General features: G+C 60.3%; 19 protein-coding genes. 11 read left to right on the top strand and 8 right to left on the bottom strand.

Going from position 1 to position 20,138, the window contains the following annotated elements; all coding sequences use genetic code 11:
- Positions 1 to 55 precede the first annotated feature (55 nt).
- The 6 genes from GOB87_RS12700 to GOB87_RS12675 are packed head-to-tail and all read right to left on the bottom strand — an operon-like array spanning position 56 to position 6,495.
- On the bottom strand, positions 56 to 466 hold the full coding sequence (locus GOB87_RS12700; protein WP_166317447.1) for a hypothetical protein: 411 nt from the start codon (positions 464 to 466) through the stop codon (positions 56 to 58).
- Positions 467 to 480: 14 nt separating this feature from the next.
- Positions 481 to 2,826, bottom strand: coding sequence for a DotA/TraY family protein (locus GOB87_RS12695; protein WP_242006402.1), 2,346 nt, complete (start codon positions 2,824 to 2,826; stop codon positions 481 to 483).
- Positions 2,827 to 2,833: 7 nt separating this feature from the next.
- On the bottom strand, positions 2,834 to 4,360 hold the full coding sequence (locus GOB87_RS12690; protein WP_166317444.1) for a hypothetical protein: 1,527 nt from the start codon (positions 4,358 to 4,360) through the stop codon (positions 2,834 to 2,836).
- A gap of 1 nt (position 4,361) precedes the next feature.
- Entirely contained in the window at positions 4,362 to 5,555 is a 1,194-nt protein-coding gene (locus tag GOB87_RS12685) for a hypothetical protein (RefSeq protein WP_166317441.1), read from the bottom strand.
- Positions 5,555 to 6,130, bottom strand: a complete 576-nt coding sequence (locus tag GOB87_RS12680) for a hypothetical protein (RefSeq protein WP_166317438.1) — start codon at positions 6,128 to 6,130, stop codon at positions 5,555 to 5,557. The genes GOB87_RS12685 and GOB87_RS12680 overlap by 1 nt, the downstream gene beginning before the upstream one ends.
- On the bottom strand, positions 6,127 to 6,495 hold the full coding sequence (locus tag GOB87_RS12675) for a hypothetical protein (protein ID WP_166317435.1): 369 nt from the start codon (positions 6,493 to 6,495) through the stop codon (positions 6,127 to 6,129). The genes GOB87_RS12680 and GOB87_RS12675 overlap by 4 nt, the downstream gene beginning before the upstream one ends.
- A gap of 613 nt (positions 6,496 to 7,108) precedes the next feature.
- Between GOB87_RS12675 and GOB87_RS12670 the strand changes: the two genes are divergently transcribed.
- The 11 genes from GOB87_RS12670 (at position 7,109) to GOB87_RS12620 (ending at position 19,235) form a co-directional block, all read left to right on the top strand.
- Complete coding sequence (locus GOB87_RS12670; protein ID WP_166317432.1) at positions 7,109 to 7,843, top strand: helix-turn-helix domain-containing protein; 735 nt, start codon at positions 7,109 to 7,111, stop codon at positions 7,841 to 7,843.
- Between the two features lie 49 nt (positions 7,844 to 7,892).
- Positions 7,893 to 8,999 (top strand): hypothetical protein, encoded by a 1,107-nt coding sequence (locus tag GOB87_RS12665; RefSeq protein WP_166317429.1) that lies wholly within the window; start codon positions 7,893 to 7,895, stop codon positions 8,997 to 8,999.
- Positions 9,000 to 9,175: 176 nt separating this feature from the next.
- Positions 9,176 to 9,949, top strand: coding sequence for a hypothetical protein (locus tag GOB87_RS12660; protein ID WP_166317426.1), 774 nt, complete (start codon positions 9,176 to 9,178; stop codon positions 9,947 to 9,949).
- A 120-nt stretch (positions 9,950 to 10,069) separates the two neighbouring features.
- Positions 10,070 to 10,699, top strand: a complete 630-nt coding sequence (locus tag GOB87_RS12655; RefSeq protein ID WP_166317423.1) for a DotI/IcmL/TraM family protein — start codon at positions 10,070 to 10,072, stop codon at positions 10,697 to 10,699.
- A gap of 8 nt (positions 10,700 to 10,707) precedes the next feature.
- On the top strand, positions 10,708 to 11,667 hold the full coding sequence (locus GOB87_RS12650) for a DotH/IcmK family type IV secretion protein (RefSeq protein ID WP_166317420.1): 960 nt from the start codon (positions 10,708 to 10,710) through the stop codon (positions 11,665 to 11,667).
- Entirely contained in the window at positions 11,664 to 12,938 is a 1,275-nt protein-coding gene (locus GOB87_RS12645; protein ID WP_166317417.1) for a DotG/IcmE/VirB10 family protein, read from the top strand. Before GOB87_RS12650 ends, GOB87_RS12645 begins: the two co-directional genes overlap by 4 nt.
- A 68-nt stretch (positions 12,939 to 13,006) precedes the next feature.
- Positions 13,007 to 14,329 carry a hypothetical protein gene (locus GOB87_RS12640; protein WP_166317414.1) on the top strand — a complete coding sequence of 441 codons (1,323 nt, stop codon included), beginning with the start codon at positions 13,007 to 13,009 and terminating at the stop codon, positions 14,327 to 14,329.
- 7 nt (positions 14,330 to 14,336) lie between these two features.
- Entirely contained in the window at positions 14,337 to 14,873 is a 537-nt protein-coding gene (locus GOB87_RS12635) for a hypothetical protein (RefSeq protein ID WP_166317412.1), read from the top strand.
- Positions 14,874 to 14,973: 100 nt separating this feature from the next.
- Positions 14,974 to 15,444, top strand: coding sequence for a hypothetical protein (locus tag GOB87_RS12630; RefSeq protein WP_166317409.1), 471 nt, complete (start codon positions 14,974 to 14,976; stop codon positions 15,442 to 15,444).
- Positions 15,445 to 15,448: 4 nt separating this feature from the next.
- Positions 15,449 to 16,114 (top strand): hypothetical protein, encoded by a 666-nt coding sequence (locus GOB87_RS12625; RefSeq protein WP_166317406.1) that lies wholly within the window; start codon positions 15,449 to 15,451, stop codon positions 16,112 to 16,114.
- 10 nt (positions 16,115 to 16,124) lie between these two features.
- Positions 16,125 to 19,235, top strand: a complete 3,111-nt coding sequence (locus tag GOB87_RS12620; RefSeq protein ID WP_166317403.1) for an ATP-binding protein — start codon at positions 16,125 to 16,127, stop codon at positions 19,233 to 19,235.
- A 5-nt stretch (positions 19,236 to 19,240) separates the two neighbouring features.
- On the opposite strand, the gene GOB87_RS12615 is transcribed toward GOB87_RS12620, so the two are convergent.
- Both GOB87_RS12615 and GOB87_RS12610 read right to left on the bottom strand, forming a co-directional pair.
- A complete protein-coding gene (locus GOB87_RS12615) occupies positions 19,241 to 19,654 on the bottom strand; it encodes a PIN domain-containing protein (protein WP_166317400.1) in 414 nt (137 codons plus the stop codon).
- Positions 19,651 to 19,854, bottom strand: coding sequence for an AbrB/MazE/SpoVT family DNA-binding domain-containing protein (locus GOB87_RS12610; RefSeq protein WP_166317397.1), 204 nt, complete (start codon positions 19,852 to 19,854; stop codon positions 19,651 to 19,653). The genes GOB87_RS12615 and GOB87_RS12610 overlap by 4 nt, the downstream gene beginning before the upstream one ends.
- Between the last annotated feature and the right edge of the window lie 284 nt (positions 19,855 to 20,138).

The following is a 20,138-nucleotide window of genomic DNA, read 5'->3' as shown; positions in this document are numbered from 1 at the left end:
GGCTCTCCGGTCTATTTCCAGAGAGCCTAAGGATGTGCCCTGCGACTAAGCTGATTTATTTCTCGGAAGTTTTGTCGGCCGGAAGAGGGCCGTATAGAGCGTGGTAACGCTGTAGTTGTACTTCCGCATGGTTCGACCAGGCACGCAGACGAGAATGGTTTCTCTCCATAACCTCGCCATACCGTTCCCACTCAGAAACGCGAGCGTTTCGTGCTGCCAGTTCAGCCTCAAGCTCGGCGATGCGAGCCTTCTGACTGGCGGCATCAGACGAATATTTCGCTAATTCCTGGCGTAATCCGCTGATGGTTTCGGCGAGCGCCGCTCTTTGCCTGAGAAGCTCATCGACCGCCTCCTCATAGGTCATCTCTCCATTTGAACGCCGGTTCAAATGGTTCCGCCACTTGTTAAGCCACTCTTGCTGGGATCCGGCCATTTGGCCGAGAACATATCCAGTCAGCATACTCATGGCGGCTCTCCCTACTAGCTGATCTTTGCCATGGTCGTATCAGCACCTGACTTTATAGAGGAGCTGGCTCCTTTTGGAAGCATCTTCGAGGATGCCTTGCCTGAAGTGGCAGGATCCAGAGACTGCTGGATTGTCTTCAATGCTCCCGCCATCCCGACCACCGCCGCATCCCGAGAGAATTGATCAATGTCCACACGATCCGCCATGTGCAGCCCGATCATCGCCGGAACACGCTCCGGTAGAATGGAGATCAGCCGGAAGCAGATCATGGCCAGCGTCACGTGAACCATGACGTTGAGGCTCAGGAGAACCACCAGGCCCAGAAGGTTGGTGATCAGCCAGCCTCGGGAGAGAACAAACCCTGCCGCTACGCCAAACGTCTGATGGATGAGCCATGAGGTTGCGTCGAACACGTAATAGCCGAGGAAAAGACCGAACAGCATAAGCGTCGGTCGAAACACGACATTGAAGATCAACGCATAGCCAGCGCGGGCGTGACCGTGGAGCCCTTCGCCGGACATGGTCATGTGAGCCAACATCCACAACGGAACGGCGATCATGGCTTCGAACACCATCACCAACCATCCTGCGACGGCGGCCATCCACATGACCCATGGGATCATCGGGAGGATGAACGCCAGCGTGAGGCCGGGAATCAGCAGCGCAAGACAGCCCATAAAGATCGGCGTGGAGAGAAAGGTGACGACCGCATGGCCGATACCGGCCGCAGCCGCGCCCTCAAAGTTCATGGTCAGGATCGAACCGACCTCCATGAGCGCCGTCCCCGTGTCGGACCCCATGAGGGCGGCGGCCGCCATCGCGCCGAGGGCGGTCGTTATCATCCAGTTGCCCAGGCCCATCAGATTGCCAAACGGATCGGTCCAGTAACCGTCTGAGCCGGACGGTTCGATGAACGCCATTCCGGCCTGAAGCACGGAATCACTCAGATGAAGCGAGCGTGCGATTTGCGAAAGGACGCCCGATCCATCACCTGTCGGCGTGATGCCGCTATAGAGATCGCCATTTCCACCCGGTGCGTTCAACCCGTCCTGTGTAGCAACCATATTCTTGATGTTTTCGACAAAGATCGAAGCCGAACGCATGATCGGCGCGATGTCACCTTTGAGAGCGTCACCGAGGCCGGTGAAGCTGGGCGCAGTCACGGTCGGCGTCGAGGCCATGAGCGAGAGCGTCTCGCCATTGAGGCGGGCGAACTCGAGATAGTAGGCCCCCGCTCCTGTCCAGCCGAGGGAATCAAGCTGATCCTTCGTGCTTGTTGAATCGCCACTGGTCGAGACGCCCCAGTCCTGAAAGCTCTGGGTGCGTTTAGCGACCGCAGACTGCACCTGCGAGCGGACGCTGGCCGCCTTGGCCGTCAGGCGATTTGTGTAATCATTGGTCGCCGTCGAAATGACGTTGATAAGAGGGGCAAGCGAAGAGGACTGGCGGGTGTTCCAGTAATTCTGCACGACCTGCAGAACCGGACCGCGAATGTCACTCGCCAGCACACTATCAAGGACGTCCTTCTGCATTCCGGCGGCATCGACCGTGACGCCAAGAACCTGTGTCGAAGCCTGCGGTGCGTCGATCGTCACCTGTCCGCACACCGGAATCCCGCTGCCTCCCGCCATATCGTAGTTGTAGGTAATCAGTCCCGTGCTCACCCCCAGCTGCGTGGACACACTTATACCGGTGGGCGCCGGCACCAGATTGGCATTGTTCGAGGCGAGATTGACGAGATCGCGGCACATCTCTGCGATCACCAGACCGCTGACCGTGGTCTTCGTGCCGGGAACGATCGGCGTGGCGATGACCTTCCCGTCCGGCCCAATGGCTTGAACGGCGGACGCATAAAGCGTCCGCGCCATACCGATCCCCCATAACGCGCCCTGTTCGACCACGGCCTGTCCGGCATTGAACCCGCCGTCGATCGGAAACATCATGATCGCTGCGAAGCACATCCGCACGATGCTCATGGACGTCTGATTGGAGCCGAGAACCTGTGACGTCTCAGCCGAGCGGTGAGTGTTCATCAGAAAGGCGTAGGTCACGTAGGCCATGGCGAAGGCCATCACCATTCCGGAGAACTCCCCGAGCATGGTGCCGATGACACTGGCCTCTGTTCCGGTCGAAGTCGTTCCTGACGAGCCAAATACGGGAAATACCGAGCGGATAACCGTTGCGGCGAAGTCATCACCGGGATCGAGCATCGTCCAGGTGACGCCGTAGCTTGTGTCGGAGCTGCTCGATCCAGCGACAGACTGAGCATGGGCTGTGTGAAGCCACGGAAGCGCGCAGACAACCGCGCCTGCGAGGGCTCCGGCTGTGCTGCCTTTCAGTGGAAAACGGCGATACATCATGTGGATCTCACGGGCTCGGGCTGGCGGAAGCGGACGGTGACGGCCGAATGAGGTTCGCGGCGAGCGTCACGGCTTTCTTGACGACTTCACGAATCTTCTCGCCCATGTCGTCCAGCATGCTTTTTCCAGGCTCCTTTCCCGGCACCTTCCCGGCTTTCTCGCCTACTTCCGCGTCAAGACCCTGGAACTTCTGGCTCAGTTCGGCACCGGTTCCTCGTCGCATACCGACATCTTCGACCTTGGCGCGATGGTCTCCGTAAGCGGCCACGGCATCGCCAGCTTCCTTGAGCTGCGCTGCAAATGCCTGATTGTTGGCCTGCTGCTCACGAAACTTTCCGTGCAGAGCTTCATAGCGTCCGCCCGGTTTCATGCCGCCCAGCACGGCATCCATTCCGCCAGTATCATTCTGTGCAGCGTTCGAAATCTCTGCCATCACCGTCGAGGCCGGTGCCTGTTGCAGGGCATCAAGGGCGCGTGTCGCTCGCGCACCCCAATGCTCCGCGCGAGCGACGGTTTCGTTGTCCTCGCGAGCGACATGGCGTTCCGTCTGTTCATTGACCTTCTGCACCCAACTGGGCGTCATGACCTTCTGCTCGGGCGTGATTGTGCTCGGTCGGATCGCGTCGAGGATGCGACCAAAGACACCCGGACCGCGAACAACAACGGTTGGCTGCTCCTTCTTGTCCTGCTCATCCGCTTCGGGTGTCTTTGCGTTGTCCCTGTTGTTCGCAGAGGTGTTCTTGCTCGTTGCCGTATCCGTTTTGGGTTCGGGCGGTGTCGCTTTCTCCTGCGAGGAGGGCTGTTCCGAGGTTGCGTGCGTGGACGGATCGTCTGTTGGAGGGACCGCGACCTGTTCGTCGCCGGGTGCATGAGGGACGCTTCCGCCACCGGGTGACGCATGCAGTTTGGTATCGTGATCGGGATCGTGCCGCGGCGCTGTCTCGTGTGGCTCCGTTGGTGCTGGCGGCTCGTGCGGTGCGTTGGGGTGTTCAGATCCAGATTCAGAATGCGGCTCGACCGGCTCACGTGCGCTTGCGCTGCTGGGCTCGTGAGCGACGGCACCCTGCGAAAGCCGGGGCGATTGCGCGATATCGCGCGTTACAAGCCCAACCGCATGCTCGATTTCGGGATTATCGCGCTGATCGCGGCCCATGCTCGCCGTGTCATGCGCAAGCCCACGGATCCGGTCCACCATTGGCTGTGAAGCAAGATCTGGCGTCTGACTGAGAAGGTGCGCGACCTCGGGCACTTCAAGGCCGGGCATGGTCACGCCGCGCATGTCCATCTCCGGACGCAGGGCATGATCCTTGGGAAGAACCGGGCCGAGGACACGTTCGGCATCCTGCAGGGCCTGGCCGACACGGGTGCGGAACTGCTCGCTGCCCCGCTCCTCGGGATCGCTGGATTTGCGCGCCAGCGTGTCGATGGTCTGCACCAGCTGCGGGGCATGTTTCTCAAGCTCTGGGCGCACGCGATCAAGGTGCTGGAAGACATCCTTGATGTCGGGGATCGTGGCCGTCTGGGTCTCGGACATATCAGTTTCCTGACGTAATTGCGGGAGATGGGAGGGGAGTAAGTTTCTGGCCGAAGCTCTGATCTTCGTGCTGGGCGACGCTCGTCGCCTGAAGCGTGGTCTGGAACAGCTGGAGCCGGTAATTCTGCAGCGCGAGGTAGTTTGCCTGTGCCTGCTCGATCGCCAGCTCACGCAGCACACTGGTAGGCGGCATAGTCTGGATCTGAGCGTTCCATTGCACGCCGGAGACGCGGCGGTTTGCCTCAAGACTCATGGCCTGGAGCCATGAGGCTTTATCCGCCGTGGTGATCCCTTCCGCCGTCATTTCAGCCTTCTGGGCGTCAGTGAGCGGCATGGACGGGATCTCAAGCGAGGTTACAAAGTTCAGGACGTAACGCGCCAGCGACATACGTCCGTTGTAGGCGCGACGACGCAGAGCGGCTTCGCGTCCCTCGGTGGTGGTCAGTTGCTCGCCGCGCAATGCTGCCGGGGCTACCGGCTGGATCAGGGTCGTCGCGTAATCGTTGGCCGCATCCACGGCACCGTCGGCCGAGAGGGTGTCCTGACCGAACAGAGACCGTGCCCGTTGATCGGCGTTGGGCAACCGGGACAGACTGGAACAGAGGCCCGCGCTTACGTCATCCTCGGAACAATAGCGCCGCGCATGGAGCGCCATACTTGCGCCCACACCCTGCGCCTTACCGTAGTAGGACGGCGATCCCGGCCCCGCCTCTCCCCGGTTATCGGAGACAATGGCGATGGCTTCGGTTGCTGTGCGTGCGGCTTTGGAGGCTGCGATGATCCCCTGCTGGGCATCGAGCGTCGTGCAGAACTCGGGGTTCATCATGTGCTGGTCGCGGATCTCTGTGTCCTGCTGGCGACGCAGGAACTCGGCCATGGCCGTATTCGAGGCATCGGCAATCCGCTCGTCGGCCGCAACCGCCGCCTTGTCGTAGTTCGAAAGTTGCGTGAAACCCTTGCTGAGAAGCGACGACACGGAATTGCCATTGCTCAGGTCGGTCAGGTTGTTTGTCAGTGAGTCCTTGAGCTTGTTGGTCATGGAGTCCATGGCTTTGCCCGTGAACGACTGCAAAGCCTTGACGGCCGCCACGACTGCGGCCTCCCCGAAGAGCGCATGCGCAGGTCGAGGAGCCATCACGAACAGCGTCGTTCCGATGGCCACGCCGGCCAGGAGTTTCGATGATCGGGAACCCATCAGAAAATACCTCCCGATGGGGTCGTGTCCGAATAACCGGTCGGGAGTTGCGGCACGCCATTATTGTAGAAATTGCTCGTGCTGTTTCCGACACCTACCGAGCCAAGCTGCGGACCATCGCCTCCAAAGTTGAGGGAGGGGCACATGAGGCCGCCCCCAGTGTCCAGTCCGAGCCCCAGATTGACACCGTTGAGGCCAAGACCGCATTGCTGCGCGGCCCCCACGGTGCCGTTCCACGCCGATTGCGCGGCGCTGCAGATCTGTCCCTCTACATTGTTGAGAAGAGAGTCGATCATCGCCCCAGGATTGGTGATATTCGAGATCAGATTGAGTCCGGTGCCGCTGAAGATACTGTCGAGACAGCTCAGCGTCCCGACGGCTTCGGGCTGTTTTTCATAAGAGTTATTGGCCTCGAGACGCCCGTTGAGAGCGTTGGCGGCGGCCTGCGTCAGAACGCCGCAGTTCGCGCTTCCCTGGGTTGTCGTAGCGGTGGTCGTGGCCGAGCTTGTCTGGGCGTGACCCGTCAGCGGCCCGAAGGCGACAACGGCACCCACCAGTAGCGCCAGCCTCTTCATTCGGATGCCCCCCTTTTCTCCGCGACCAGCACATCGCGCACGAGATCGAGCCGGGACGGCGCAAAAATCGCGTCGTCAAGAGCAAGCCTCTCCATGTCGGCCGCCCAGCGGCGTAGATCGGCGTCCGCTTCAATCGCGCTTTGCATCAGGCTGGCGCTCGTGCCTCCCTTGCCAATGGCCTCCTCAACGAAGACGCGGCGTTCCGCACTGGGAAGCGCCACAAGAAGTGAACGGGCATGATTCAGCACCGTTGGGTCGCGGCTTGGATCCGAGGTGTGTCCGTTTTGGGCACACAGGACGTCGGTTACACCGGTCAGTGCCAGAGAGATGTTTGGGGGTGATGGGGCCTCGACGGGCTCATTCATGACGACCTCCTGAAATGGATAGGACCATTCCAGCGCATCCGCGTGCGACTAACGGGATTTGTTTGAGAGAAAATCCACGCGCCCTGACGTGAAACGAACGGTACTGTCGGTCGTCTTTGCGACATCAGACAGAACTGTTGGCCAGGGGCGACCTCCTTGCCAGTTCACGTGTCGCTCTGGATCCACGCCCTGACCGAACCCCACGCTTAGTCTCGCGGGCACGATCTGCCGCGCAGCAAAGGCGAGGGGTACGTCGCGACCGAAGCCGCGCGCGAATGGAACCGCAGGGCGCGTGGGTATCTTGGGTGCAGCAAGTGGCTCGGATGTGACAGGTGCGGACGCGGGGAGTGAGACGGCTGGCTCAGTCACTGCCTGCGACGACGCGGGAGGCATACCGTGTAAATACGGAACAAGAACAAACGCAAACATGGGAACTCCTCATCGGACGTTTACCCATCGTGACGCATGATCGTGCGACTGAGCTGCCGCTATGCCTTGTCGTTTCCCTCGCGCACCGGTCTCGTCTATCAAGCGGGGACACGTGCATCATGCGCGCGTAATCAGCGCCTGCTGAGAATTGAACCGATAGCTGTGAACGAGTGAGAAACCCGAGATGCAGGCAAAGAATGATCCAGCCGCCGAATTCAGGCATAATTTAGCCGAGAAAATTAGGAATATTCGGCATGAGCGAAACTTAACTACGCTCAAGATGGCGTATATAACTGATACACAACAAAGTACAATCTCCAAGATCGAGCGAGGTGAGAACACCTTATTCGAACTTTATCATCGAGTTATTTCCAACCTCGGCCTTTTCACGAAGGATATAGTGGGTTCTGACCTCTATTCCATCAAACCTTTACCAGACCAACCAACTAAAACAGCCCTCGATAAAGCGCAGAAGCTCGGTTGTGAAGCGGCTTCATTAGCGCACAATCTTGATCCGCTACTCAGTCACTTTGAGAAATTGGCGCAAATACTTGGCACGGACGCGGGCGAATCAGAAACGGATACCACGTCACCAATTCTCATATCGTTAGGCGAGAGAGTTCGTGCTGTGCGCGAAGAGCGCGGCCTGACTCAAGTCGAGCTGGCATCAGTCACAAATATGGGGCGCCGCACCCTCCACGTCATTGAGAATGGTGTCCGAAATCCATCAATGGATACATTGATCCGGATCGGAGAAGCCTTGATGGTGCCTCTCGACGAGTTTTTACCTGACGGAGATCATCCGAACTCCAGAATAAATCTGTCCGTACGGCTGAGTAAGCTACGGGCTCTCTCAGCCTCAACACCAACCATAAGAGGGATCATCTTTCTTCTCGAATCCCTCAAAGACGATCAGTAGGCTGCTAGAGAACCTTTTTAGGGCGCACGTTTTTTATTGACGTTTCGTATTGGGCGCGTGTATCGCTTTGGGATCATCTAAACGATCCAAGGTTTCGCACATGCTCGCTGCCAATCTCCTCAATGAAGTTCCGGCTCTTCATTTTGGTATCCAGCAACTCTTTGCGCCTCGCGATGAGTGCATATCCGAGCCTGCGATCCCCCATGATTTTCTGCGGCCCTCCCAATGGCGGGAACTGGGCGTCGAAATGGCCGGGAAAGGCATAAACGCCGCCTATATCTGTGCGGCGTTGTCCCTTAACCGGTTTGAGCTTGACGCTTTGGTCCGAGAAGCGGGCGTATCCCTTAATCGAGCGCCTCTTCCGCAAAACACGACAAATCACAGTTGGTGCTTCGGCGACCTTGCCCGGCTCACCCGGCAGTGGCTCGCCGGTAGCCCCATCAAAAATATCGCTTCCTCGCTCGGCAGAACCGTTCGAAGCGTTAAGTCGAAGCGCGCTGCTCTCGGTCTTCCGCCCCGTCTTCTCGCCTCATGGAAGGAGGCCGACGCGAATTATCTGGCTACGGAATGGAGCCGGGGAACACCTATTCGTCATATTGCAGCGGCCCTGAAACGCACCGTTCGGAGTGTTTCGAGTAAAAGGCGACGCATGAGCCTTCCGGCGTTGCCGGGCGCGATCCCGACCGACCCATCTATTGTGCTGACATGGGAGCAGGCGTCACGTCTTACCCCGGATGAGCGCTGCGGACGGCGATGGATGGTAAAAGATTCACCTTCGCAACTCGTCATCGGGTTCAAGAAGAACCGCGGCGCACGTAAATCACCAATGGTCACCGCCTGGACGCAGGAGATGGAGAACGAATTGGCCTACCGGCATTTCGCCAATCAGGCCCCGTCCGCCATCGCAGAAGCATTTCTCCTTAGTGAACGCACGATTGTGAGTCGGAGTTCATGGCTGCACCTGCCGCGTCGTCGCAAAAAGGAACTGCGGGCAGACTACGATCCTACGATTGCACCTATTCGGATCGCGGAGCTTGACTATATCCAGCGCGAGTGCCTCGGTAAAACAGGCTTTTTCTTCTGGACGCCTCGACGCAATGGACGCCGCATCAGCCGTCGCCATAAACAAAGCCAGATCATGCGCAGCGCCGTTTAATCGCAACCTTTCTCCTATCTCCATCGTTCGTTTTGTCGTTCGAAATACGTTCCACGAGCAATCTACGGATTGTCAGAACGTACAGCACCATTATCTTCCGTGCGCCGTCAGGCCACAAAGGTCTGGGGTCAGCGCCTGCTGAGAACGAAGAGACACATACGAACGGAAAGAGAGAGATGCAGGCTGACAAAGAGGCTGGTGAGCGGTTTTATGCCGTTTTCTCCGACCGATTAAGACAACTGCGTACCGGGCAGGACATGCCATGGACACGCATATCGTCATTTACGGGACTGGAGATTCGCGATCTCATCCTCATGGAGGAAGGCCGCCCGTTTCTGTACAGCAAATACCGACAATTTATGGACGGGCTTGAGCTGACATTTGCGGAACTCGCGCCTGTCGGTATCTATTCGATCACTCCGTTTCCCGACGTAGGAAGCGTCAAATGGGGTGCCGATGTTGCGCAGCTGGTGGGATCCCTCAATCCTCTCATGCCCGACGTGGTCAGATGTAATGACCAGATCGTAGCGTTTCGCCAGAGCCACAATATGCTCGACGAAACCGAGAAAGCGGGTCTCAGACGCAAGCCAGTCATGGTTGAACTGGGCCGGTATCTGAATACTTGCTGTATGCTACGGAATATAGACCTGCCCGAGCTTCATGACAAGCTGGACATGAAGATCCCGACTCTTGCCCTGCTTTCTCGCGGTCTGAGAGATCCTTCGATGGGCACGCTCGCCCTGATTGGCTCGTGCCTCGGAGCGCCCCTCGATTGCGTAGCGCCGACAAAAGCAGCCCCGTCCGCACCGTTTGCGCGCGCGCTCATCGCAAATCATATTCAGGCGCTAGGGGACATCGCGGATCTCGCAGCCGGCATACCGGAACTGACCGATAAAATTGAAAGCTTGATGTCTCGGTCGCGTCCTTTCGATTCTCAACCGACAACATAAAAACGCAAGGTCACCGCGTACAGTCGCACGCGCGTCCGTCAGTCTGAGGGCAGCATCACGCAACCCGAGGCTGACCGATGTTTTTTCTTCTCGCATACCCCCAAACGGGAGCCGTCTGAAATGGGACGGCCTTCCGACTCACTCACACGCCGCCTGAGCGATCCTGACTTTCAGGGAAAGGTGGTCGAACGAAGCCTGTGGCTGAATCTCGTTCAGGGCGGGGTCAATGTTCTCGCCATTGGCCTGCTTCTGCATGCCTGGGCCACTCGCCCCGCCCCACGTTACTTCTTTGTCGATGGCGTGGGATCGCCCCGCCCGGCGATTGCGCTCGATACTCCCGTCCTCGGGCAGCGCGATTTCCTGTCATGGGTGCTGAAATGGTCTCTGGCTCCCTACAACATCAACTATCGTGACTACGCGACACAGCTTAATGTCGCCGGCAGTCATTATACGATCGAAGGCTGGCAGTCCTTTGCCCAGGAGTTCGTCAAGCAGGGCAACCTTGCAAAACTGAAGGAAGCCAAGCTCCTGTGTTACGCGCAGCCCACGCGCGCGCCGACGATTAAAGACGAAACCATCATCAACGGTCAGCGACGCTACGTCGTGCAGATTCCGTTCGTGCAGACCTGCGAAAACGTCAATCAGGAGAATACTCAGACCTTATTGGCGACCGTTACGGTCACGCGCGTCGATGATCCCGATCACCCCGATGGATTGGCGATCTCCCAATTCGTCGCTCGCCCGATGTGAGGACCGCCATGCGAACATCCCTTCTCGTGGCGGTGAGCCTTGCGCTCGTCGTCACCACGGGCGCGGCTTACGCCCAGCCTGCCCCCGCCCCTTCCGATCAGCCCTCGCAGGACGATCAGGATCGCGAAGCCGCTGCCGATGACGCCATTCCACTGAGCCCCAGGATGATCCTTGAGCTGGGCCACCGCATCAAGGCGGCCGAGCGGGCCAAGGAGCAGGTGGCGACCGAGGTGGCAACGCCCAATAACCGCCCTGCGATCCGCGTCTCTTTCGCGCCAGGCCAGCAGACCAGCCTGATTTTCACCTCCAAGGGCTACCCGACTGCGATTTCGTTTGTGGACCGCACAGGCGCGCCGTGGCCGATCGCCTGGAACACTAACGGACGTTCGGCCAATCCCGACGGGGGTATGAACTGCTCCGACACCAAGGGAGGCGGTGGATCTCCAGCCGTGCAGACCATGGGCTTTTACACCTGCGTTCCCGCGAAAGGCTCCAATACGCTCAACATCGAGCCGCTCTCACTTGTGCCCCGTGGCGGCCTTCTGGTGACACTCAAGGACGCTCCCAAGCCGATCTCGTTCCTGCTCGTGGCCGGTCGCGGCACCTATGACGACAACCTCACCATTCGGGTCAGTGAGGATGGGCCCAACGCCAAGGCCGATCTCAACACGCAGGAGAGTGCGCCGGGCACGGCGCAGCCGTTCATGAACGCCATGCTTTCCGGCATCCCGCCCGCATCGGCTGTTCCACAGTCGATCGAGGGGCTCTCGCCCGATGAAGCAAGAGGCTGGCGGATTGGATCGGAGATGTATCTGCGCACCCGACTGAAACTGATGACGCCCGCGTGGGATAGTTCCGAAAACGGCGAAGATGGCTACACGCTCTACGCTTTTCGTCAGACCCCCTACATCCTGCTGTCTGCGTCCGGCCGCACGGTCTCAGCCGCGCTGAAGGATATGAACCAATGAAACTGCGCCTTCCCAACGTGAAAAATCTGTTCTCGCACGCGAGCGCAGGCGGCAACCGGCGCATTTTCGGAATGGCTTTTGTGCTGCTCTCCGTCCTGGGCATCGTGCTGTGGATCGGCATGCGTCCGCACCGCGTGGAGATCAAATCGGATCCCGGCCGTGCCGCCAATATCAGTGCGTTGCCGGGCGGCACTCACGACACGCCGCTGCAGGAGAAAATGCGCAAGGAAGACAATGAGAAAAAGGCCGCGCAGGCTGAGCACGACGGGCGCTCCTGGGGGCCTGATATTGCTCCCGGCAAAGTGGTCCATCCCGATCCCGAGAAGGCGGTTGCGGCTACACCGCGCCCGGTGCCGCAGGAAGTTGGCTACAGCCAGCCCATCCCTGCGCCCGCTCCTGTCGGCCCGCATATTGTAGCGCAGCCGCCGCCCGCAACGATCCAGACCGATCCCGCTTATGCTGCTCCGGTGTCGGCAACCACCGGACAGCCCATGACCGAACAGGAGGAAAAAGAGGCCACCGCGCGCAGGGGACGTTATCAGCGGGCCATCATGGAACTCGGCGCGCAGATTGTGGGCACACCACCTGTTACCGTCGTTCAGGATCTGGGTGTGGTCGTCGCCGATAAAGGGGATAGCGAAAAGAAAGATGCGGGTCAGACAGCCCACCAAGACAGTTCATCGGCAGTGCCGCGCGGGGCGCGTGACGAAGCTCATGTCATTATTCCCGCAGGGCGCGGCGTTTACGCGCATACAGTCACGGCGACGGACAGCGATCTCGCAGGCGAGATCATTCTCGAAGCCGACAGCGGCCCGATTGCAGGTGATCGGCTGGTCGGAACGGTGAGCCGGGCGAGCGGACACGAACAGCTTCTCGTGGTGCGCGTCAACAAGATCATGCACAAGGGCAAGACACTCAATGCCAATGGGTTCGTGGTCGCACCCGGAGACATGAAAGGCGGCGTGGCCACCAGTGTCGATCCGCTGGTATTTCAGCGATTCATCCTGCCGGCAGCGGCAGCTTTCGTGAACGGTCTCGGTCAGGCCATTGAACAGACGTCCAACACGGAAGGCAGCTACAGCGCGCTTGGCAATCTCAACTACGTCCAGCGTCTGAACCTCGGCCAACAGATGGGTGTTGCGGCCGGAACGGCGGCCGCTGCCGTGCAGAACTCCGTCACACAGGACATGCCCACGCAGTCACGCATCAATCTCGCCGCGAATGTCAGCGTCGGGGTAATGTTTGAGGATAATGTCACCGACAAGCAGTGACGATTTTGCACTCAGTCGCATGACAGCGCGCGATCCTTCGGTCATCACCCACCCGAAGGATCGCTTCCATGAGCCAGACCCTCGCATCTCTTCCACCCGAAAACGAAGACGGCCGGGGCGTTGTCAGACGCCTCCATCCGTTGCCAGGCCCTCCCTCGTCTGATCCCGAGCCTCGTGGCGATATCACGCCGTCCGAGACGCTGGAGGCGACAGAACGCGACGAGGGTGCGGACCACCCGCAACATGCCGAAGACGAGATTAACGCGCCCGACGACGCGACGACGGTCGCCGAGCCCCATGCGCGGTCCTTCATTGAAGGTCTCAAAACGGGTGTTCTTGAACTTCCCACTCGTTTCAAAAGCCTTTCACGGCGTAATCAGATCCTCGCGGGGTGTGCCGGGATTGTTGTGACCCTCGGTCTCGTCTCTGGAGTTTCGCATCTGACGCATTCGTCTGCGCCGGCTCGGGGCGGCCAGGAAGTCGGTTACGCCGATGCTCCGCCGCCAGTGCCTACGGCCGCGCCCCATGCGTCGCCCGCCCCGCAGGACGCCCCAGCCAAACCGGCCGCAACAGCGGATGAGCACAATCCATCATCGCCCGCAGCTGCATCTCCGCCTGCCCCGACCGACGCGCCCCAGGAGCCGGGGATCTCCACTCCGGCGCAAAGCGCCAACGCGCAAGCGCCGGCCGATGATCTCAGCGCCATGCTGGCGCTGAAAAAGCCCGGGCCTGCGCCAAAGGCCGCCCCCGTAGTCGCCCCGCCTGTCGGCCCCACTGCGCAGACCGTGCCCGCCCCGCCACCAGCGGCACCGGCGCCCGATCCGGTCCATATCGCCGCCAGTCTGCAGGCCGCACCGATGAGCGATGCACAACAGACGCAGGTGCTCGGCCTCGTCACCGAAGTAGCGCATCTGGTCGAACAGCAGCGTGAGGAACTCGCACAGCTTCGCGCACGCCTCGACATTGAGGAAAAGGCGAGTCACGACACCGACCACGATCTGACCCGCAGGGTCTCTCTCCTTGAAGCGGGCGCGGCCGTGCGCGACGCACGCGCCCCACGAAGCGAGGCTGGCGAGACCCGTCACGATGACGTGGATCGTGCGCGCAGCGCCGTCGCGTCCGCGCGACACGACGCCGAGCGCGCGGACGACGCGCCCCGTGAGGTCGCGACCGCGCCTGTCTCCGCGCGTCCGACATGGACCCCGCGCTACCGCATCGTGGCAGCGTCTCCCCAGCTTGCGATGCTTGAAGACACCGCCGCACCCGATGGCGAAGTCGCCCGTGTCGAAGCCGGGCCGGGCACGGATCTGCGCGGCCTTGGCCGTATTCTTTCCATCAGCCAGAAAGGCACGGTCTGGGTAATCCATACCGCCCACGGCGACGTTTACTGAGGTCACCATGGAAGGGCTCGTCAACCTCACAAACGATCTGGCGCAGGCAGGCGGGTGGCTTCTGCCGACCTTGTGCTATTTCGCGGCCATGTCGTCTTTCATCGGTGCGCTCTGGGGTTTTTACCGATACGCGACCCCGGACCTGAACCCCAATCGCACGCGCCCATGGGTACCCTGGGTGCTGATGGTGATGACCGGGGTGTTCATCTCCTTCAACGTCATTCTCAGCAAAAGTCTTGTTTCGGCCGGGAGCGATATCCGCACCACCCTGAGCGATCAGGCCACGTCCTATGACAGCACGGCCGGCGACCTGCTCTCAGGCACGGGACCGAAGGACGCGATCATTGTGATCGTGCAGGATTTTGCCGCGTTCTTTCAGATATTTGGGGCCTTTGCCTGCTTCTTCGCTGTGGTGACATGGGTTGGCGTCGTCAAGGGACGCTCACAGCGCGGGTTTCTCAGCTGCGCCATTCAATACGTGTTTGGAGTCATCCTGATGAATCCCGTCCAGGAAGCGAACTGGCTGCTGAGTTACTGGCCCTGAACCCGTCTCGAAAAAAAATCTCGCGGTCGCGTTAAGTCGCACGCAACGCCGCGAGGATGTTGGTCAGAGGGATTGGCCCTCGATATGGAGACATTTTCTTATGCACACACGTGAAGACAACACGTCCGCCGTTTCGGGGACGGCCCTCGCCATTGCTGCGCAGCCGACGCCTGCCGCAAGCGGCCTCGGTCCGCTGAAATATGCGATGCTCGGTCTCACGCTTCTGCCGATGGCGTTCGCGTCCGCCGCGCATGCCGCGACGGGTTCCTCGTCGGGTATGGGCGCCCAGATCCAGAACATGGCCCAGGAAGGTCTGGACGCCGCAGGCTTCGGCTCATCGGCTGCCCTCTACGGCATGGCGCTGATCTTCCTGATCGCGGGTATCTTCTGCTTCTACAAGAACTCCAAGGAAGACACGCGCCGTCCGGGTTTGATTGCGGGTGGCGTCATTTGCTTTGCGATCATGGGTATCTCGGCGTCGGGTCCGAGCTGGATCAACAAGTCCTCGAACACAGCGACCAACGGGAACGCCGAGATCGGCACGACCGCCAAGTCCTATCAGTTCCAGTAAACCCATGACCGCGCTTCGATCCGTCTTTCGCCTCGCCCCTTCCCCGCTACAGGGAGAGCGACCAGCGTCCGACTGGTCGAAGCCGGGCACCTACACCTGCGCCTGCTGCGGCCTCGCCGCACCGGGCACAGGCTCGCAATGGAGCGCAGATCGTGCGGACTTGATAGTCTGTCCGGTCTGCGCTCTGCTGCATGAAACCTCACGGGCCTCGCTTGACCTTGAGGCGACTGCCATCTGGTGGCCCGCAAGCTGGGCGCCTTTAACCCAGTCGAGACTGCTACACCTCGTCGGCCAGGCACATCGCCGTCTCTGGCACGCCCTTGCGGGCGAAGCACAGGGCGCGGCCGCCGCGTGGTCACAGGCTCTGGCGTCGCTGACCGAACCCTCTCTGGCGACATCGCTACCCGCAGCGACCCACGATCCCCTCGTTTTTCTGCGGTTCCTGCGCCAGCGACGTGAAGAGGCGACCCGTCGCCTTGGCACGGCGTCCCTGCGTCACATTACGACCGCGATGCTTCTGTGCGATCCAGGCGATCGTGCCGCCCAGGACAATCTTTCCGAACTTCGCAGTCACCTTCTTCTGCTTCCCGAGGGGCGCCTCTTCTCGCACGGACACGACGTCTATCCGCAGTATCTCGCGCACGCTCACGGTTTGCCTTCCAGCAATTAAGGAGTTTTCCATGGCCGGTCTCGTGACCGATTTTCTGGCCGGCATCAGCATGTTCCTGCGCCAGCCGCTTCCCGCCTTCTGCGATGTGGAAACCACTCACACCGACGAGGATCATGCCGACCGTCTCATCACCAATCGCGGGGAATACGTCTCGGTCCTGCGCATCGACGGCCTGCGTCGGATGTGCTCGCGACAGGACGTCGAGGAACTCTCCGAACAACAGCGGATTGAACTTCAGGGCCTGCTCGACGCCAAAGGGCACGCGATGGAGGGCTGGTATATCTCCGATCCCGAACGGGCGGACGTAGCGCTCAATCAGATCTGTCTCGATGGATGCGAGGCGATTGCGTCCCATCTGCACGCGGATTTTCACGACATCATCGCCGAGCGCAGGCGGCGCTGGCCCGAGGTGATGCGCTGGGAGGACGCCTGCTACATCCTGTGGACGCGCCCTGCGGTCCTCACCCGCGAAGAGAAAAAACAGGTCGCGGCCGAGCGCAAGGAACAGGCCAAAAACTGGCCGAAGATCCGCAACAGTGACGGTCAGCGCTTCACGCTGCGTTCGGACATCATGGCCAGCCGCCACGACTCTTTCGTCTCGCGCGTCCATGAAAGTCTTTCCGGACTCGGCATCGCCTCGACCCTGCTCTCGGCCCGTGACGCCCTGACGCTCGCCCGTGAAGCCCTTTACCGGGAGACGGCCGGGAGCCGATGGAGACCTACCCTTGTGGGCGACCGCGTGATGGCCAAAGTCCCTGACGGTGATGGATCGGTCGCACAGACCGATCTCCTCTGGCCCTCCTTTCGTGACCAGATCTTCCACGCCGATGCAGAAACCGTGGGCGGGCAGATGGTCACGGTCGGCGATTATACTTACGCGCCCGTCGATATGATGATCGGCCCCGAGGATCCGCGCCCGTTCTCCGAACTGCAGAGCGTGCTCGGCCGCAAGCGTATCCCCTGGCGCAGTTCGATGATTCTTGAGGGGGGCGGTCGCACGTCCTTCGCGTTCAAGGAAATGGGCGCGCAACTTCTCTCGATGTTCCCCGGTAATTCCGACATCCAGCGCGCCTTTGAGATGCTGCGTTTCAAGCGCCAGCGCGAAAACCATCAGTCCGTGCGGATGCGGATGGCGACCGCGACATGGGCGCCGGTCGGTGAGGAAAAGCTGCTGCGTCGCCGCGCCTCCCACCTGTCCCAGGCCATCGAGAGCTGGGGCAACTGCAAGACGTCGCGTGTCCCCGGCGATCCTCTCGAGGCCGCCATGGGGTCCGTCCCGCTCCTGTCACTCGGCTCGACTGCCAACCCGTCGCTCCCCCTGCTCGGTGACGCCATTCAGATGCTGCCGTGGATGCGCGCGGCGTCGCCGTTCACGACAGGCTCTATCGTTTTTCGCAAACCCGACGGCGGCATCTGGCCCTTCGATCCGACGGGTGGCGGTCTGCGCGAGCACGTGTGCGACGTGCTGGTCGCACCGCCCGGAAGTGGCAAGACCGTGCTGGGAAACACCATTCTTCTCGGTCTGCTCCTCAGTTCCGCCGCCATGGGCAACTATGGCGTCAAGCTGCCATTTCTCGCCAAGCTCGATATCGGTCCTGCCTCCAAAGGCTTTATCGAGATGGTCCGCAACGCTCTCGGGCCGGAGCGCGCCCACGAGGCCGTCTTCGTGGAGATGCAGGACGGTCCCGGTTACGCCGTCAACATCTTCGACCTGCAGGTGGGGCTTGATGAACCGCTCCCTCTTGAGCGGACATTCATTTGCAACTTTCTCTCCCTGCTCGTCGCCCGTCTCGATGGGGAGGTTTACGAGGGCATGGATCACCTGATCGAGGATGTCGTCGATGAGGTGTATCGCAACGCCCGTGCGGAGATCGCGGGTTGTAAACCGAAGATTTATGAAGTCGGACAGTGCCCGATGGTCGATGCCGCCATCGAGCAGTTCGGGATTGTGCTGCCGCACCACCACCCGCCGCGGCACGACGCGGATGAAGCCGATCCGACCTGGTGGCGCGATGTGGTCGATGCGTTCATCGCCCTTGGCGAGTACCGCCTCGCCGGTATCGCCCAGCGTTACGCGGTGCCCGTTCTGCCGGATCTTCTGGACGCTGTGCATACCGAGCAGATTGAAAATCGCTACTCAAGGATCAAGTCACCGGCCGGGGAAACCGTGATCGAGACGTTTGAGCGCTTCATCATGAACGCGATCAACGTCTATTCGACGCTCTCGCGCCCCACGGAGCTGGATCTCGGGGATGCCCGCGTGATCGTGCTCGATCTCGCGCGGGTGGCGCCCAAGGGGTCGCCAGCCGCGAACCGGCAGACCGCGCTGATGTATATGCTCGGCCGTCATCTGATCGCCCGGAATTTCTACCTGCACGAGGAATACGCCGATCTCCCGATCATGAAAGACAGCGTGCGCGAACATCATCGGGCGCGCTTCAAGGAGATGAAAGAGACCGTCAAACGCATCGACTTTGAAGAATGGCACCGCACCCACGATGCGCCGCAGGTCAACAAGCAGGCCATCGAGGACGTGCGCGAAGGACGCAAGCACAACGTCCAGATTGCCTTCATCTCACAGCGCGCCACCGATTTCACCGCCGATCTCGTGGGACAGGCCACCGGCTACTGGATCCTCAAATGCGGTGACGAGAAGGAAGCGCAGAATGTGATCGAGACCTTCCAGCTCACCGAGGCCAGTGCTTACGTCGTGCGCCATCGTCTGCCCGGGCCGGGCCGCAACGGTGCGCCGTTCTTTGTCGTCATGAAGGCGGCCGGGCAGAAATACGAACAGCTGCTGGTCAACATGCTCGGGCCGATCGAACTGTGGGCGTTCTCCAGCACACCGGGCGACACCGCCCTGCGCAGCCGCCTCTTTTCGCGGATGCACTCGACGCGCGCCCTGCGATGCCTCGCCTGCGTGTTTCCAGGGGGGAGCGCCGAAAAGGAGATCACGCGACGCAAGGCCGAAGCCATGCGCGCATCGGCCGGTCAGGACGAGGTGGTCGTCGCGGGTGTTCTCAACGAGCTGGTCGAGGAGATTGTCGAAGGCAAGGGTATCGCGGCCGGTCTCTTCCGCAGGCTGGCCGAGTTCGATGAGGGCACGCAGGAAGCCGCCTGATTCGGTCAGCCAGGCTCGCGTACAAAAGGATTGTGGATGACCGTCATGTCGAAAACCCGCAATCCATTGTGCATGTCCTCAGACAGCACCTTCTCAAGGCCGTTCTCAATGGCGCAGGCCACGATCATACTGTCGTAGGTCTGCAACCCGTAACGCTCCACAATAGCCCATCCACGCTTCCACACAGCTTCCGTCAGATCGTGAACCACGCATAGGGAGCGAATATCGGAAAGCAGTTCGCCGATCTCATCCAGCGAAAGGTGGCTTTTGCGCCGTAGCGTGTGCAGAGCCTCGTTGAGCGTCTGTACCGAGATATGACACTCACGATTGAGGAGAAGATCTTCCGCGATCCGCGCCTTTTCCGTTCCGTCTTCAAGGATGGCGTACAGGATGACATTGGTGTCGAGCAGAACGCTCACTTCTCATCCCGCTCCCGCTCAAAGCGGAAATCGGCGGGAAGTTTGCGACCGACTTCCTTCATCGAGCGAAGGGCTTCCTGCCGAGTTTTAAGGCGACTGAATACTGCATCCACACTATCGCCCTCCTGCAATCCGAGTTGCTTCACGATATGCGCAGGGATACGGACTGCGAGACAGTTTCCCCATTTCGAAACCTGCATGGCATCTCTCCTAACTGATATCCATTTATACCCTTTAGATATCCATACTGCAAAGGAAAGAAATTTCGGTATCCGGCAATCTGCCAGGCATCGTAGGACGAGAGCAAACCGTCATGCTGTCACGATTTTCAAAGAAATCGCAGCTTCTCACGGACAGGCAGCTTTGGGGGGCAGAACGAACCCGCTGCGCGGGATTGGTGCGGTGTGCAGGTCTGTCACCACGGCGTGAGCGATCTGTTTTATTTGGAACTGTCCTGATCGGGCCAAGCACTCTGGCTTCTTCC

It is taken from the genome of Acetobacter estunensis (genome assembly GCF_011516945.1).
In the GTDB taxonomy this organism is placed as follows: Bacteria; Pseudomonadota; Alphaproteobacteria; order Acetobacterales; family Acetobacteraceae; genus Acetobacter; species Acetobacter estunensis.
Note: the sequence above shows the minus strand (reverse complement) of the source record. Positions and strands in the feature narration are given on the sequence as shown.

Excerpts from the sequence above, each read along its gene's own strand:
- GOB87_RS12620 (WP_166317403.1), top strand. The coding sequence starts at position 16,125 with ATGGCCGGTCTCGTGACCGATTTTCTGGCCGGCATCAGCATGTTCCTG.
- GOB87_RS12635 (WP_166317412.1), top strand. The coding sequence starts at position 14,337 with ATGGAAGGGCTCGTCAACCTCACAAACGATCTGGCGCAGGCAGGCGGG.
- GOB87_RS12700 (WP_166317447.1), bottom strand. The coding sequence starts at position 466 with ATGAGTATGCTGACTGGATATGTTCTCGGCCAAATGGCCGGATCCCAG.
- GOB87_RS12680 (WP_166317438.1), bottom strand. The coding sequence starts at position 6,130 with ATGAAGAGGCTGGCGCTACTGGTGGGTGCCGTTGTCGCCTTCGGGCCG.
- GOB87_RS12690 (WP_166317444.1), bottom strand. The coding sequence starts at position 4,360 with ATGTCCGAGACCCAGACGGCCACGATCCCCGACATCAAGGATGTCTTC.
- GOB87_RS12685 (WP_166317441.1), bottom strand. The coding sequence starts at position 5,555 with ATGGGTTCCCGATCATCGAAACTCCTGGCCGGCGTGGCCATCGGAACG.
- GOB87_RS12655 (WP_166317423.1), top strand. The coding sequence starts at position 10,070 with ATGGGACGGCCTTCCGACTCACTCACACGCCGCCTGAGCGATCCTGAC.
- GOB87_RS12675 (WP_166317435.1), bottom strand. The coding sequence starts at position 6,495 with ATGAATGAGCCCGTCGAGGCCCCATCACCCCCAAACATCTCTCTGGCA.
- GOB87_RS12660 (WP_166317426.1), top strand. The coding sequence starts at position 9,176 with ATGCAGGCTGACAAAGAGGCTGGTGAGCGGTTTTATGCCGTTTTCTCC.
- GOB87_RS12695 (WP_242006402.1), bottom strand. The coding sequence starts at position 2,826 with ATGATGTATCGCCGTTTTCCACTGAAAGGCAGCACAGCCGGAGCCCTC.
- GOB87_RS12630 (WP_166317409.1), top strand. The coding sequence starts at position 14,974 with ATGCACACACGTGAAGACAACACGTCCGCCGTTTCGGGGACGGCCCTC.
- GOB87_RS12610 (WP_166317397.1), bottom strand. The coding sequence starts at position 19,854 with ATGCAGGTTTCGAAATGGGGAAACTGTCTCGCAGTCCGTATCCCTGCG.
- GOB87_RS12670 (WP_166317432.1), top strand. The coding sequence starts at position 7,109 with ATGCAGGCAAAGAATGATCCAGCCGCCGAATTCAGGCATAATTTAGCC.
- GOB87_RS12625 (WP_166317406.1), top strand. The coding sequence starts at position 15,449 with ATGACCGCGCTTCGATCCGTCTTTCGCCTCGCCCCTTCCCCGCTACAG.
- GOB87_RS12645 (WP_166317417.1), top strand. The coding sequence starts at position 11,664 with ATGAAACTGCGCCTTCCCAACGTGAAAAATCTGTTCTCGCACGCGAGC.
- GOB87_RS12650 (WP_166317420.1), top strand. The coding sequence starts at position 10,708 with ATGCGAACATCCCTTCTCGTGGCGGTGAGCCTTGCGCTCGTCGTCACC.
- GOB87_RS12640 (WP_166317414.1), top strand. The coding sequence starts at position 13,007 with ATGAGCCAGACCCTCGCATCTCTTCCACCCGAAAACGAAGACGGCCGG.